The organism is Leifsonia sp. NPDC058292 (assembly GCF_042880955.1).
Classification (GTDB): domain Bacteria; phylum Actinomycetota; class Actinomycetes; order Actinomycetales; family Microbacteriaceae; genus Leifsonia.
The window spans coordinates 1-13,994 of sequence record NZ_JBHVYL010000038.1 but is presented as its reverse complement, the minus strand read 5'-3'; the positions used below and the strand labels follow the sequence as shown (position 1 = coordinate 13,994).

General features: G+C 68.5%; 11 protein-coding genes. 9 read left to right on the top strand and 2 right to left on the bottom strand.

Annotation, left to right across the window (positions count from 1 at the left end):
• Positions 1–40: 40 nt before the first annotated feature.
• From ACFVWR_RS16345 to ACFVWR_RS16335, 3 genes are all read left to right on the top strand, one after another.
• Positions 41–1,231, top strand: coding sequence for a Gfo/Idh/MocA family protein (locus ACFVWR_RS16345; RefSeq protein ID WP_387214428.1), 1,191 nt, complete (start codon positions 41–43; stop codon positions 1,229–1,231).
• An 85-nt stretch (positions 1,232–1,316) separates the two neighbouring features.
• A complete protein-coding gene (locus ACFVWR_RS16340) occupies positions 1,317–2,012 on the top strand; it encodes a ThuA domain-containing protein (RefSeq protein WP_387214425.1) in 696 nt (231 codons plus the stop codon).
• The gene (locus ACFVWR_RS16335) at positions 1,997–3,094 is read left to right on the top strand and encodes a Gfo/Idh/MocA family protein (protein ID WP_387214422.1); all 1,098 of its coding nucleotides are present in this window, start codon (positions 1,997–1,999) and stop codon (positions 3,092–3,094) included. The genes ACFVWR_RS16340 and ACFVWR_RS16335 overlap by 16 nt, the downstream gene beginning before the upstream one ends.
• Here the strand turns inward: ACFVWR_RS16335 and ACFVWR_RS16330 are convergent.
• Positions 3,075–4,358, bottom strand: a complete 1,284-nt coding sequence (locus ACFVWR_RS16330) for an endo-1,4-beta-xylanase (protein WP_387214473.1) — start codon at positions 4,356–4,358, stop codon at positions 3,075–3,077. The two genes, ACFVWR_RS16335 and ACFVWR_RS16330, sit on opposite strands and share 20 nt — an antisense overlap.
• A 14-nt stretch (positions 4,359–4,372) precedes the next feature.
• Positions 4,373–5,404: a LacI family DNA-binding transcriptional regulator gene (locus ACFVWR_RS16325; protein WP_387214419.1), complete on the bottom strand. Its 1,032-nt coding sequence runs from the start codon at positions 5,402–5,404 to the stop codon at positions 4,373–4,375.
• 204 nt (positions 5,405–5,608) lie between these two features.
• On the opposite strand from ACFVWR_RS16325, the gene ACFVWR_RS16320 reads away from it, so the two are divergent.
• The 6 genes from ACFVWR_RS16320 to ACFVWR_RS16295 all read left to right on the top strand — a co-directional run bounded on the left by ACFVWR_RS16320 (position 5,609) and on the right by ACFVWR_RS16295 (position 13,952).
• Positions 5,609–6,907 carry an ABC transporter substrate-binding protein gene (locus ACFVWR_RS16320; RefSeq protein ID WP_387214416.1) on the top strand — a complete coding sequence of 433 codons (1,299 nt, stop codon included), beginning with the start codon at positions 5,609–5,611 and terminating at the stop codon, positions 6,905–6,907.
• Between the two features lie 89 nt (positions 6,908–6,996).
• Positions 6,997–7,935 (top strand): carbohydrate ABC transporter permease, encoded by a 939-nt coding sequence (locus ACFVWR_RS16315; protein WP_387214470.1) that lies wholly within the window; start codon positions 6,997–6,999, stop codon positions 7,933–7,935.
• Positions 7,935–8,816, top strand: coding sequence for a carbohydrate ABC transporter permease (locus ACFVWR_RS16310; RefSeq protein ID WP_387214413.1), 882 nt, complete (start codon positions 7,935–7,937; stop codon positions 8,814–8,816). Before ACFVWR_RS16315 ends, ACFVWR_RS16310 begins: the two co-directional genes overlap by 1 nt.
• Positions 8,813–11,239 (top strand): glycoside hydrolase family 3 N-terminal domain-containing protein, encoded by a 2,427-nt coding sequence (locus ACFVWR_RS16305; RefSeq protein WP_387214410.1) that lies wholly within the window; start codon positions 8,813–8,815, stop codon positions 11,237–11,239. The genes ACFVWR_RS16310 and ACFVWR_RS16305 overlap by 4 nt, the downstream gene beginning before the upstream one ends.
• Positions 11,240–11,261: 22 nt before the next feature.
• The gene (locus ACFVWR_RS16300) at positions 11,262–12,470 is read left to right on the top strand and encodes an ROK family protein (RefSeq protein ID WP_387214407.1); all 1,209 of its coding nucleotides are present in this window, start codon (positions 11,262–11,264) and stop codon (positions 12,468–12,470) included.
• Between the two features lie 174 nt (positions 12,471–12,644).
• Positions 12,645–13,952, top strand: coding sequence for an ABC transporter substrate-binding protein (locus tag ACFVWR_RS16295; protein ID WP_387214404.1), 1,308 nt, complete (start codon positions 12,645–12,647; stop codon positions 13,950–13,952).
• Positions 13,953–13,994 lie beyond the last annotated feature (42 nt).

Below are 13,994 nucleotides of genomic sequence, written 5' to 3'. Positions count from 1 at the left end.
CGGCCCGCACGACGGTGGGTCACGGCGAAGGAGCGACTCGATGACCCTCAGTACGAAACCGAGTCTCGGAGTCGCCATGGTCGGATACGGCTTCATGGGTGCGGCGCACTCGCAGGGCTGGCGCGTCGCGCCGCGCTTCTTCGACCTGCAGGCCGAGCCCGTCATGCACACGATCGTCGGTCGCGACGCGGCGCGGGTCGAGGCGGCTCGCGAGAAGTTCGGCTGGCGGTATGCGCAGACCGACTGGCGGCGCGTCGTCGACGACCCCGAGATCGACGTGGTCGACATCTGCTCGCCCGGCGCCTCGCACGTCGAGATCGCCATCGCGGCCCTCGACGCGGGCAAGCACGTGCTCTGCGAGAAGCCGCTGGCCAACACGGTCGAGGAGGCGGAGCGGATGGTCGTGGCCGCCGAGCGTGCGGCCGCGGCCGGCGTGCGGTCCATGGTCGGCTTCAGCTACCGTCGCGTGCCGGCCATCGGCTTCGCCCGCGGGCTGGTTCAGGAGGGGCGGCTCGGCCGCATCCGTCAGGTGCGCGCGCAGTACCTGCAGGACTGGTTGACAGACGAGAACGGCCCGATGACCTGGCGACTCGACAAGGAGCAGGCGGGCTCGGGCTCGCTCGGCGACATCGGTGCCCACGCCATCGACCTGGTCGAGCACCTCACCGGTTCGTCGCTCACCGGAGTCAGCGGCACCGTCGAGACGTTCGTCACCGAGCGTCCGCTGCTCGGCGAGACCGTCGGGCTCTCCGGCACGGCGTCCCAGGAGCGCGGAACGGTCACCGTCGACGACGCGGCGTGGTTCACGTCTCGTCTCGCGGGCGGTACCGCCGACGGCGCGATCGGCGCATTCGAGGCGACTCGCTATGCGACCGGTCGCAAGAACGCGCTCCGCATCGAGCTGAGCGGTTCGCTCGGCGCGATCGCCTTCGACCTCGAAGCGATGAACGAGCTGCAGTTCTACGACGCGACGGCTCCGGCGGGGGAGCAGGGCTTCACCCGCATCATCGTGACCGAGCCCGAGCATCCGTACATGGCCAACTGGTGGCCGACCGGTCACGCGATCGGCTACGAGCACGCCTTCTCGCACGAGGTCAAAGACCTCGTCGACGCGATCACCGGGGGCACGGCACCCGAGCCCTCCTTCGCCGACGGCCTCCACATCCAGCGCGTGCTCGACGCCGTGCAGCAGAGCGCCGCCCACAACAGCTCCTGGACGGCCGTCTCCTGAGCAGGCCGCCGGTTGTCGAGAACTGCCGGAGCATCTCGAACCATCGTGATCCGAGCGCTCCCCGGGCGCTCGGGAGAGGAAATCCATGAGTGACAAGCAAGCACTGGTCGTGCGCGGCGGGTGGGACGGGCACATGCCCGTCGAGACCACCGACTTCTTCATCCCCTTCCTGGAGGCGAACGGCTTCACCGTGCGCGTCGAGGAGTCGCCGGCCGTCTACGCCGACGCGGAGGTGATGGATGCGGTCGACCTGGTGCTGCAGATCAACACCATGAACACGATCGAACCGGAGGAGTTCGCCGGCCTGCAGCGCGCCGTGCTGAACGGTGCCGGCCTCGCAGGCTGGCACGGCGGCATCGCCGACTCCTACCGCAACAACGCCGACTATCTGCACATGATCGGCGGACAGTTCGCGCATCACGCGGGCAAAGATCCCGCCGAGCGCGTCGGCGAGCAGTCGGACAACTACATCCCGTACACCGTGCACATCACGGAGCTCGGCAAAACGCATCCCATCACCAAGGGCATCGCCGACTTCGACCTCGTCACCGAGCAGTACTGGGTACTCAGCGACGAGTACAACGACGTGCTGGCCACCACCACCCAGGACGTGCGGCCCTGGGACGCGTGGAACCGCCCGGTCACCTCGCCGGCCATCTGGACGCGCCAGTGGGGTGAAGGCAGGGTGTTCGTCTCCGCGCCGGGACACCGACTCGAGATCGTGCAGAACCCGAACGTGCGCACCATCATCGAGAGGGGGCTGCTGTGGGCAGCGCGCTGAACGTCGGGGTGGTCGGCGTCGGCAACATCAGCCGGCAGTACTTCGAGCAGTTTCCGAAGCTCCCCAACCTGTCGCTGACGGCGGTCGCCGACCTCGACCTCGACCGCGCGGCCGCTGTGGCGGGGGAGCAGGGCGTGGAGTCGATGAGCGTGGATGCCCTGCTCGCCGATCCGCGCATCGACGCCGTGCTCAACCTCACGATCCCGGCGGCACACACCGAGGTGGCACTCCGTGCGCTCGCCGCGGGCAAGCACGTCTACGGGGAGAAACCGCTCGCTCTGGCCACCGCGGATGCCGCCCCGGTGCTCGCGTGCGCCGCCGACACCGGGCTTCGCGTCGGCAGCGCTCCGGACACGGTGCTCGGCACCGGCATCCAGACGGCTCGGGCGCTGCTCGACGACGGCCGCATCGGCGACCCGGTGGGCGCGGCCGTGGCGTGGACGGCCCCGGGCCACGAGCTCTGGCATCCCGCGCCGGCGTTCTACTACCAGCCGGGAGGCGGGCCCCTGTTCGACATGGGCCCCTACTACCTGACCAGCCTGGTGACCTTCTTCGGCCCGGTCGTGCGCGTCTCGGGTGCCGTGGGGCGCTCGGCCCGCGAGCGCACCGTGGCGACGGGTCCGCTCGCCGGCACGAGCATCCCCGTCGACGTCGACACGCACGTGACGGCCCTGCTCGAGCACGCGAACGGCGTCATCTCCACGGTGACCGTCTCTTTCGAGGTGTGGGCGAGCCGTGCTCCGCTGTTCGAGGTGTACGGTACCGCCGGAACGCTCGCGGTGCCCGATCCGAACCAGTTCTCCGACACCGTCTCGATCGCGACGGCCGCCGACCGCACATGGCAAGAGGTGCCCGTCGGTGCCGGTTACGCGGATGCGGGTCGCGGCGTCGGTCTCGCCGACCTGGCCCGCGCGATCGAGACCGGCCGCCCGCACCGAGCGTCCGGCGAACTCGCGTTCCACGTTCTCGAGATCATGGAGTCGATCGTCCACGCCGGGCACGCCCACGAGGTCGTGACGCTCACGTCGACCGTGGAGCGTCCGCAGGCCGTGCCGCTGGGCGTCACGCCCGAGAGTTGGTGACGCGCAGCGTCTGCTGACCGTCACGGTCGGCCCGGTCGCCCGGGCCGATCGTGAACGGCAGGCTCTCACCCGCGACGCCGAGCCGGTAGTCGCCGGCGAAAGCGGTGACGGCGACGCGTCCTGACTCGTCGGTGGCGGCTCGGCTCGGCTCCAGCCACCACTCCTCCTTCACGAGACGACGGAGTGCGTCGTACGACGGCTTCGGGGTGCCGTCGGCGCGCACGAGACCGATGGGTGCGTCGAGCCAGGCGCCCGCATCCGTGATGCCCCAGTAGGTGATGGCCTCGACGGCGGGATGCGACACCAGCGACCGGTAGTGCCGCACCAGGTCGTCCGCCTGCCGCGCTTCGCCTTCCAGGGTGGAAGGCCACTCGTCCACCCGGTAGTCGTTCAGGTCGACGATCTCGGGCGGCATCAGGTGGCCCGACACGAGCGAGGTCTCGGTGAGGTGCAGCGGCAGGCCGTAGCGGGCGAAGCGGTCCACCATGGCGAGCATCGCATCCTCGCCCCAGTAGCCCTGGTGCATGTGCGTCTGCAGCCCGATGGCGTCGATGCGGATGCCGGCCTCGAGCACGCCCTCGATCAGGCATTCGTAGGCGCTCGAGAGATCGAAGTCGTTGAGCAGCAGCGTCGCTGCCGGGTTGGCCTCACGCGCCTCCTCGACGGCGAGCCGCACCAGAGGGATCCGGCCCTTGGCGCGCGCGAGCGGGGTGATGCCGTTCTCGCCGTTGTCGAACACGGGCATGATGACGACCTCGTTGATCGCATCCCAGGTGTCGACCAGTCCCGCGAAGTCGTGCACCTCCCGGCGGATGCGCTCGCGAAGCAGTCGCTCGACCTCGTCGGTGGGAAGCGGGAGCAGCCAGTCGGGCTGAACGGTGTGCCAGACGAGCGGATGCCCTTTCAGCCGCACCCCGCGCTCGCGAAGCCAGCGGGCCGTACGCTGCAGCCGCGCGGTGTCGGGCGAGCCCTGCCGAGCCTCGAATCGGCCCCAGTAGAAGGGGAGCGTCGCGGTGTTGAAGACGTCGGCGAACAGGTCGGCCAGCTGCTCGGTTGCGGCGTCGGGCCGGCCGTCGGTCGTCGGTGGCACGAAGTCGAAGTCGAAGCCGATGTTGCCGAAGGCGAACGCGTGGGCCGTCTGCGACACGACGACCTCGGCGCCGGCGAGCGGTGCGCCGTTCGGGTCGGTGACGGTCAGCACCGTTTCATGCAGCCGGTGAGCAGGCGTCGAACCCTGGGGGAGGGAGACGGTGCGCACGGGCAAGGACACGGGAACGCTCAGGCCGTGGGCGCGGGGCCGGTGGTGCCGCGCACCACGAGCTCAGCGGGCAGGTGCACCCGGCTCGGAACCTCGCCGCCGTCGAGCAGCTCCGTGAGCATCTGCAGCGCCTGCGCGCCGATGTCCTGCAGCGGCTGGGCGAGCGTCGTCAGCGGCGGAGTGGAGGTCCGCGCCTCGGGGATGTCGTCGAAGCCGATCACCGAGAGATCTTCCGGCACCCTGAGCCCCAGCTCCGCGGCGGTCTGCAGCACGCCGATGGCCGACATGTCGTTGGCCGCGAACACCGCGGTCGGGCGGTCGCTCCGCGACAGCAGACCGCGCGCCGCCTCTGCCGACTGCGCCGTCTGGTAGCCGCCGTCGAGCACGAGGTCGGGGTCGAACGGGATGCCGGCGGCCGCGAGCGACTCCCGGTAGCCCGACTCGCGCAGCTGGGCCGAGGCCAGGTCGCTGCGCCCGCGCATGTGCGCGATTCGCCGGTGGCCGAGGTCGATGAGGTGCTGGGTCGCGATGCGTGCGCCGCCGAGGTTGTCGGAGTCGATGGTCGACGGTCCGCCCTGGCCCGTGTGCGGGTCGATGGCGACGACGGGGATGGAGGTGGTGGGGATGAGCACGGTCGGGGTGACGATGATCGCGCCGTCGATGAGGGTGCCGGCCAGGCGGGAGAGGGATCTGCGCTCCCAGCCGACCGGGCTGCTCCCGGCGACGAGCCCCGAGTAGGCCAGCAGTTCGTAGCCGGCCTTTGCCGCGGCCGAGGATGCGCCCTTCAGCAGCTCGACCGAGAACGACTCGAACTCGGCCACGAGGATGCCGATGACGTTGGTGCGCTGCCGGCGCAGGCTGCTCGCGACGAGCGAGGTCTCATAGCCGAGCGCTTCGACGACCTCGAGCACGCGCTTCGAGGTGGCGGGCGCGACGCCGTAGCGACCGTTGACGACCTTGGAGACGGTCGGCACTGAGACGCCGGCCGCCCGTGCCACGTCGCTGATGGTCGCGCGGCCGAACGACGGTGTCGAGCTTGCGGGGGCGGACATAGCTGTCACCCTACAGCCATGACGGCCCCGGTACGGGTGCCGAAACGGTGGTGCCCATGAATATCGATACCGATATCGACACCGTTATCGAAATCGTTATCGATATCGGTGTCGATATCGATTGACAAACAACATATGACGATGCGAGGCTCATGTTCGCGGCAGTGCTGTCGCGTCAGCAATCACTACCAAGGAGTTTCCACAATGAAGAGGAAAAACCGAGTCGCCGGCGTGCTCGCGCTCGTCGCGGGCACAGCGTTGCTCGCTACGGGCTGCAGCGGCAGCGGTGGCAGCGACGGGTCGGGCGACGGCAAGGTCTCGATGACCTTCTGGCACAACTCGACCACCGGCCCCGGCGCCGCATTCTGGAAGACGACGGTCGCCGATTTCGAAAAGGCGAACCCGAACGTCACCATCAAGATCCAGGCCGTGCAGAACGAAGACCTCGACGGCAAGCTGCAGACCGCTCTGAACTCGGGCGACGCTCCCGACATCTTCCTTCAGCGAGGCGGCGGCAAGATGGCCGCCATGGCCGACGCCGGCCAGCTGCTCGACATCACCGACTCGATCAGCGACGCCACCAAGGCCGTCGTCAACGACGGTGCCTTCAAGGGCGAGTCGTACAACGGCAAGGTCTACGCGATGCCGGTCGACGTGCTCCCCGAGGGCATCTACTACAGCCAGGACCTGTTCAAGGCCGCGGGCATCACCACCCCGCCCAAGACGATGGACGAGCTGAACGCCGCCGTCGTCAAGCTCAAGGCGACCGGTGTCGCTCCCGTGGCGGTCGGCGCCAAAGACGCCTGGCCCGCAGCGCACTGGTACTACAACTTCGCGCTGCGCCAGTGCAGCGAGAAGACGCTGAACAAGGCGGCCGCCGACCTCAAGTTCGACGACCCGTGCTGGGCGAAGGCGGGCGACGACCTCGCAGCGTTCAACGATACCAAGCCGTTCAACGACGGCTTCCTCACCACCGCCGCCCAGCAGGGCGCCGGCAGCTCGGCCGGTCTCGTCGCCAACCACAAGGCCGCGATGGAGCTCATGGGCGCCTGGGATCCGGGAGTGATCGCTTCGCTCACGCCCGACCAGAAGCCGCTGCCCGACCTCGGCTGGTTCCCGTTCCCCACCATCTCCGGTGGTAAGGGCGACCCGGCGTCGATGATGGGTGGAATCGACGGGTTCTCGTGCTCGGCCAAGGCGCCGAAGAAAGAGTGCACCGACTTCCTGAACTACATCACGACGAAGGATGTGCAGGAGGCCTACTACAAGGCGTTCAACGCCATCCCGGTGAACAAGGATGCTCAGAGCATCATCACCGAGCCCTACCTGAAGTCGGTGCTCGAGGCGTACAACAAGGCTCCGTTCGTCTCGCAGTACCTCGACACCATGCTCGGCCAGAACGTCGGAAACGCGATGAACACCGGCGTCGTCGACCTGCTCGCGGGCAAGGGTGACGCCGACGGCATCATCAAGGCCGTCAACGAAGCCGCAGCCAAGGGATAACCAGCACCATGAGCAGTTCCACAGGTGTGACGGCGTCGACCGTTCAGCAGCCACCCGTGGGCACGCACCAGGCAGGGGACGGCGCCGTCATGGCGTCGTCCCCGGCCGGGCGGCCCCGGCGCAAGGCGGACTGGCGGAAGCGCTTCGAGATCACGATCCTCTCGGGGCCGGCGATCATCATGTTCGTCGCCTTCGTCATCTTCCCGGTCGTCATGGCCGCCTACTACGGCTTCTTCCGCTGGAAGGGCTACGGGGCGCCGACCGATTTCGTCGGGTTCGGCAACTACCTGATCATCTTCGCGGACAGCGCGTTCCACCAGGCGTTGCTCCACAACGGCATCATCGTCGTGCTGTCCCTGATCCTGCAGGGACCGGTCGCGGTGGTGCTCGCACTGCTGCTCAACCAGAAGATCCGCGGGCGCACCATCATCCGCGTGCTGATCTTCGTGCCGTATGTCATCTCGGAGGTGATCGTCGGCACCGGCTGGAGTCTGATGCTCCAGACCTCGGGTGCCGTCAACGACCTCCTGCAGAGCATCGGCCTCGGGGCGCTGAGGGCCGACTGGCTCTCCGACCCGAACATCGCGATCTGGTCGCTGATGGTGATCATCTCGTGGAAGTACATCGGCTTCGCCGTCATCCTCTTCCTCGCCGGGATGCAGTCGATCCCCGACGAGCTGTTCGAGGCCGCGGCCATCGACGGCGCGAGCTACTGGCAGATCCAGCGGCGCATCACGCTTCCCCTGCTCGGTCCGACGGTGCGCATCTGGGCGTTCCTGTCGATCATCGGGTCGCTGCAGCTGTTCGACCTCGTCTACATCATCTGGGGCCAGTACGTCGCAGCGACGGCCGGCACCTCGACCATGGCGACCTACATGGTCGCCAACGGGCGCACCTCGGGCAACTACGGGTTCGGCAACGCCGTCGCCGTTGTGATGTTCGTGATCTCGCTCGTGATCGCACTGATCTATCAGCGCTTCGTGTTGCGACGTGACATGGCCGGCGCGATCACCGAAAGGAAGAAGTGATGACCGCGACCGCACTCCGCGCGGCACCGCGCCAGGCCCGACGTTCCCGGCCCAACCGCAACGGGGACAAGTGGGGCAGCCCGGTCACCTATTTCATCGCGCTGGTCTTCATCGCCGCGTGCCTGGGGCCGATCCTCTACATCATCCTCGGCGGTTTCCGCAGCAACGCGCAGATCAGCGTCTCTCCGGCCGGCCTGCCCAACCCGTGGAAGTTCGACAACTACCTCGGCGTTCTGACGAGCACCACGTTCTGGCAGGAGATCGGCAACTCGCTGATCGTCGGCATCGCCACGACGGCGGTGGTCGTGATCCTCGGCCTGATGGTGAGCTACGTGCTCGCCCGCTACGAGTTCAAGGGGCGTGGAGCGATGTACTCGCTGTTCGCCGCCGGGCTCATGTTCCCGCTCACCGTCGCGATCACGCCGCTCTACATCCTGGTGAAAGATCTGGGTCTCACCAACAACCTGCTCGGCGTCATCCTGCCGCAGATCGGCTTCGCTCTGCCGACGACGGTCATCATCCTGGTGCCGTTCATCAAGGCGATCCCGGTCGAGCTGGAGGAGGCGGCGGCTCTCGACGGAGCGAGCAGGCTCGGGTTCTTCTTCCGCATGGTCATGCCCCTGTCGATCCCCGGCGTGGTGACGACCGGCATCCTCGCCTTCATCGGCAGCTGGAACAACTACCTGCTGCCGCTGTTCATCCTGAACGATCAGGCGACATTCACGCTGCCGCTCGGCGTGCAGGCGTTCTCATCGCAGTACTCCGTCGACACGGCGAAAGTGCTGGCGTTCACCTCGCTCTCGATGATCCCGGCGCTCGTCTTCTTCGCGCTCTTCCAGAAGCGCATCGTCGGCGGTCTGACCGGGGCGGTCAAGGGATGAGGCCCGTTCTGCCCGAGGTCTCCGAACGCGTGCGAGCCCTCCACGCCCGGATGACCCTCGAAGAGAAGCTCGCGCAGATCGTCGGCTACTGGCTCGACCAGAACGGTCTCGTCGCGCCCATGCAGGGCGAGATGGCAGCGGGTCAAGCGGGCAAGGGCGACCTGGCCGAGGTGACCCGTGACGGGATCGGCCACTACACGCGGGTCTACGGCACGCGTCCGGTCGACCCCGAGGAGCGAGCCGCCTGGCTGTGGGCGGAACAGCGCCGCCTCAAGCGGGAGACGCGGCTCGGCATCCCGGCACTCGTGCACGAGGAGTGCCTGACCGGCCTCGCTGCATGGAAGGCCGCGACGTTCCCGACCCCGCTGGCCTGGGGAGCATCGTTCGACCCCGACCTTGTCGAGGAGATGGCGGCCGCGATCGGCGGCTCGATGAAGCAGCTCGGCATCCACCAGGGCCTGGCGCCCGTGCTCGACGTCGTGCGCGACCCCCGCTGGGGCCGGGTCGACGAGTGCATCGGCGAAGACCCGTATCTGGTCGGCACGGTCGGAACGGCCTATGTGCGCGGACTCCAGGGTGCGGGAGTGCACGCGACCCTCAAGCACTTCCTCGGGTACTCAGGCTCCGGTGCGGGACGCAACCATGCGCCGGTGCACGCCGGTCCCCGTGAGATCGCGGACGTGTTCCTTCCGCCGTTCGAGATGGCCATCCTCGACGGCGGTGCGCGATCGGTGATGAACTCGTACGCCGACATCGACGGCGTTCCGATGGCGGCCAACGCCGACTACCTCACCGGGCTGCTGCGCGAGACCCTGGGCTTCGACGGAACCGTCGTCGCCGACTACTTCGCCGTCGCCTTCCTCGAGGTGATGCACGGAGTCGCCGCCGACCGCGGCGAGGCCGCTGCTCTGGCGCTCGAGGCCGGCATCGACATCGAGCTGCCGACGGGCGACGCCTATCTCCAGCCTCTGGCCGACCGCATCCGCTCGGGGGAGTTCGACGAGGCATACGTCGATCGCGCCGCGCTTCGCGCTCTCGCGCAGAAGGAGGAGCTCGGGTTGCTCGACGCCGACGCGTTCGACGACGAACCGCCGACCGGCATCGACCTCGACTCGCCCCGCCATCGCGACCTCGCCCGGCGGGTGGCCGAGCAATCGGTCGTGCTGCTGGCGAACGACGGAACGTTGCCTTTGGCGGCGCGCCCCGAAACCTTGCGTCGAGTGGCCGTGGTCGGACCGAACGCCCACCGCGCCGAGGCATTGCAGGGCTGCTACTCGTTCGCCAACCACGTGCTCGCCTCCCACCCCGACCTGCCGCTCGGCTTCGAGATCCCGACCGTGCTCGACGCGCTCCCCGGAGCGTTCGGCGCCGCAGGCATGCCGTTGCCGGAGTTCGTGTTCGCCGAAGGCTGCGCGGTCGACGGCGACGACCGTTCCGGCATCCCCGCCGCCGTGCAGACGGCGGAGACGGCAGACCTCGCGATCGTCGTCGTCGGCGACCAGGCCGGGCTGTTCGGCCGCGGCACCGTCGGCGAAGGCAACGACTCCGAGTCGCTGGAGCTTCCCGGGGTTCAGCGCGAGCTCGTCGAAGCGCTGATCGCCACCGGGACCCCGGTCGTGATGGTGCTGCTGACCGGACGGCCGTATGCCGTCGGCTGGGCACTCGAGACCGAGACCGCCGAGGCCCCGGCAGCGGTGCTGCAGGCGTTCTTCCCGGGTGAGGGCGGTGGGCTCGCGATCGCCGACATCATCGCGGGCTCGGTGAACCCCTCCGGCCGCCTTCCCGTCTCGATGCCCCGCTCCGCGGGCGCCCAGCCGTACTCGTACCTGCACCCGACCCTCGGCGGCCCGTCCGACGTCACGGCGACGGACTCGACCCCGCTGCTGCCGTTCGGCTACGGACTCTCGTACACCTCGTTCGAGCACACCGAGCTCTCGGTCGACGCGGCCGTCGCGGCCGGAGACACGTTCGACGTCTCGGTGACCGTCACCAACACCGGCGCCACGCGCGGAGCCGACGTGGTGCAGCTGTACGGCCATGACATCCAAGGCTCCATCGCACGACCGGTGGCCCAGCTGCTCGGCTATGCGCGTGTGCTTCTCGACGCCGGCGATTCGGTGCGACTCACCTTCTCGGTGCCGACCACGCGGTTCGCCTTCACCGACCGGCGACTGGTGAAGATCGTCGAGCCGGGCGAGGTGGAGGTGTGGGTCGCCTCGCACGCGGAGGCGTCGGCGCCCGTCGCCGGAAGCGACGCCACGGGGGGCGCGATCGTGAGCGAGAAGCAGGGGAGCCGCCGACGTGTCGCCGGCACGGCGACGCCCCGCAGCATCCTCGCGATCGAGGGCGAACCGTACGTCGTGACGACGGCCGACCCGCGACTGGTCACGGTTCGACAGGACGTTCCAGTCACCCTGTCGTGACGAAGCGCGTTATGGTCGAGGCATGTCGACCGTGCCCGAGCTGAGACAGGCGAAACCTGCGTCCGGTGGCACGACCGACGCGTTGCGGCGGGGCAACCTGGCCGCCGTGCTGGGCCTCGTGCACCGGATGGGCGCCCTGTCGCGCTCGCAGCTCACCGGCTTGACGGGGTTGAACCGCTCCACCGTCGGCGACCTCGTGGCCGAGCTCGTCGAGGCGGGCCTCGTCGAGGAGAGCGCGCCCACAGGGGCGGCGAAGGCCGGGCGACCGAGCCCCATCGTGCGCCCGGCATCCGGGGTGGCCGCCATCGCGGTCAACCCCGAGGTCGACGCGGTGATCGTCGGGCTCGTCGGCCTGAACGCGCGGGTGCTGAAGCGAATCCGCATCGAGACGGCCTCGGCGCGCACCGTCGCCGAGATCGTCACGCTCGCGTCGGCCGGGATTGCGGGGATGCTCGCGGGTGACTCGACGATCCGGGTGGCCGGAATCGGCGTGGCCGTGCCCGGGCAGGTTCGTCTCGCCGACGGCATGGTCCGCGAAGCGACGCACTTCGGGTGGGCGGACGAGCCGTTGACCGCGATGCTCGCCGAGACCACAGGCCTCCCCGTCTGGGCCGCGAACGCGGCGGTGCTCGGGATGCGCGCCGAGAGCGCCTTCGGCGCCGGCCGCGACGTCGCCGACCTCGTGTACATGATCGGCGGCGCCAGCGGCATCGGCGGAGGCGTGGTGAGCGGTGGCAGGCTCCTCACCGGCGCCGCGGGATACGCGGGAGAGTTCGGCCACACCTTCGTGCGCTCCGACGGTGCCGCATGCTCCTGCGGCTCTCGCGGCTGCCTGGAGGCCGAGGTCACTCAGGATGCTCTGCTCGCTGCCGTGGGACTCGCCTCGGCCGACGCCGCATCGCTGGCGGACGAGCTCGTCGCCACGCGCGATCCCGTGGCCCGGCGACTCGTGTCACGCGATTACGCCCTCCTCCAGATCGCGGTGCGCAACGCCGTCAACGTGTTCAACCCGTCGACCGTCGTGCTCGGCGGATTCCTCGCCGCGATCTTCCGGGCGGCGACCGCTCAGGGGGAGGGGGACCTTCTCGGCTCCGCCGTGCGATCCTCCCGCGAAGGGGTGACGGTCGAGGAGGCTCGGCTGGGGCAGGACCAGTTGCTCATCGGCGCGGCCGAGCTGGTTTTCGAGGGCGTCATCGCCGACCCGGCTCGCGCGTTCGGCCTGGGCTTTTAGCTCGATTGTTGCGGTCCCAAACTAACCGCTAGACCCCGTCTTGTCGGACATCTTTGTTCGATTGCCCCTTGCGTCGCACCGGTGTCAGCGGTTATGTTGTGGACGTCAACAAATGCATCGGAGTGGCTGCGAGGCCTGCAGACGCGCGCCCACTCCACTACAAGGAGGTAAACGATGCGCAAGAGGCATCTCGCGGCCGGGGCCATTCTGGCCGCCGGCGCACTGCTCCTGGCCGGCTGCGCGAGCGGCGGCGACTCGGGAGACAGCACGGACGGCAAGGGCAAGACCCTGACCCTGTGGCACTTCGAGAGCGAAGACAGCGCGATGGGCAAGGCCTGGAACCAGGCGATCGACACGTTCGAGAAGGAGACCGGCGCCAAGGTGAAGTTCGAGGCGAAGGCCTTCGAGCAGATCCGGTCGACGGCGAGCCAGGTGCTCAATTCGAACGAGGCGCCCGACATCCTCGAATACAACAAGGGCAACGCGACGGCGGGCCTGCTCGCGAGCCAGGGGCTGCTCAGCAACCTCGACGACGCGGTGAAGAAGTACGGCTGGGACAAGAAGCTCGCGCCCAGCCTGCAGACCACGGCGAAGTACGACGACAAGGGCATCATGGGGTCGGGCTCGTGGTACGGCGTTCCGAACTACGGCGAGTACGTCGAGGTCTACTACAACAAGGACATGTTCGCGAAGTACGGCATCGAGGTGCCGAAGACGCAGGACGAGTTCGTCGCCGCTCTCCAGAAGTTCAAGGACGCCGGCGTCACCCCGCTGGCCGAGTCGGCGGCCGAGTACCCGCTGGGCCAGCTCTGGTACCAGCTCGCGCTCACGAAGGCCGACCGCGACTGGGTCGACGACTACCAGCTCTACAAGGGCAAGGTCGACTGGCAGGGCCCTGAGCTCAGCTACGCCACCAAGACCATCGACGACTGGGTGGGCAAGGGCTACATCTCCAAGGATGCGTCGGGCCTGAAGGCCGAAGACGCGGGCACCGCGTTCATCAGCGGTAAGTACCCGATCTTCGTCTCCGGCAGCTGGTGGTACGGCCGCTTCCAGACCGAGATCAAGGGCTACCAGTGGGGCACGTTCCTCTACCCGGGTGCGAAGCTGTCGCCCGGCTCCGCCGGCAACATGTGGGCCGTTCCGGAGAACGCGAAGAACAAGGCGCTCGCCGAGAAGTTCATCGACATCACCATGCGGCCCGAGATCCAGGCGATCATCGGCAACAACGGTGGTGTGCCGGTCGCGGCCGACACCAAGGACATCACCGACGAGAAGTCGAAGGAGCTGATCGCGAACTTCAACACCCTCACCGGTGAAGACGGCATCGCGTACTACCCCGACTGGCCCACCTCGACCTTCTACGACCAGCTGAACGCCGGGCTCCAAGAGCTGATCAATGGCACGAAGACCCCCTCGGCGGTCAACAAGGAGCTCGGCACCGAGTACCAGTCGGGCGTCGACGACATCGTCAACCAGTAACTCCGCACAACCCTCCTCGCCTCCGGCTCCGTGAGCCGGAGG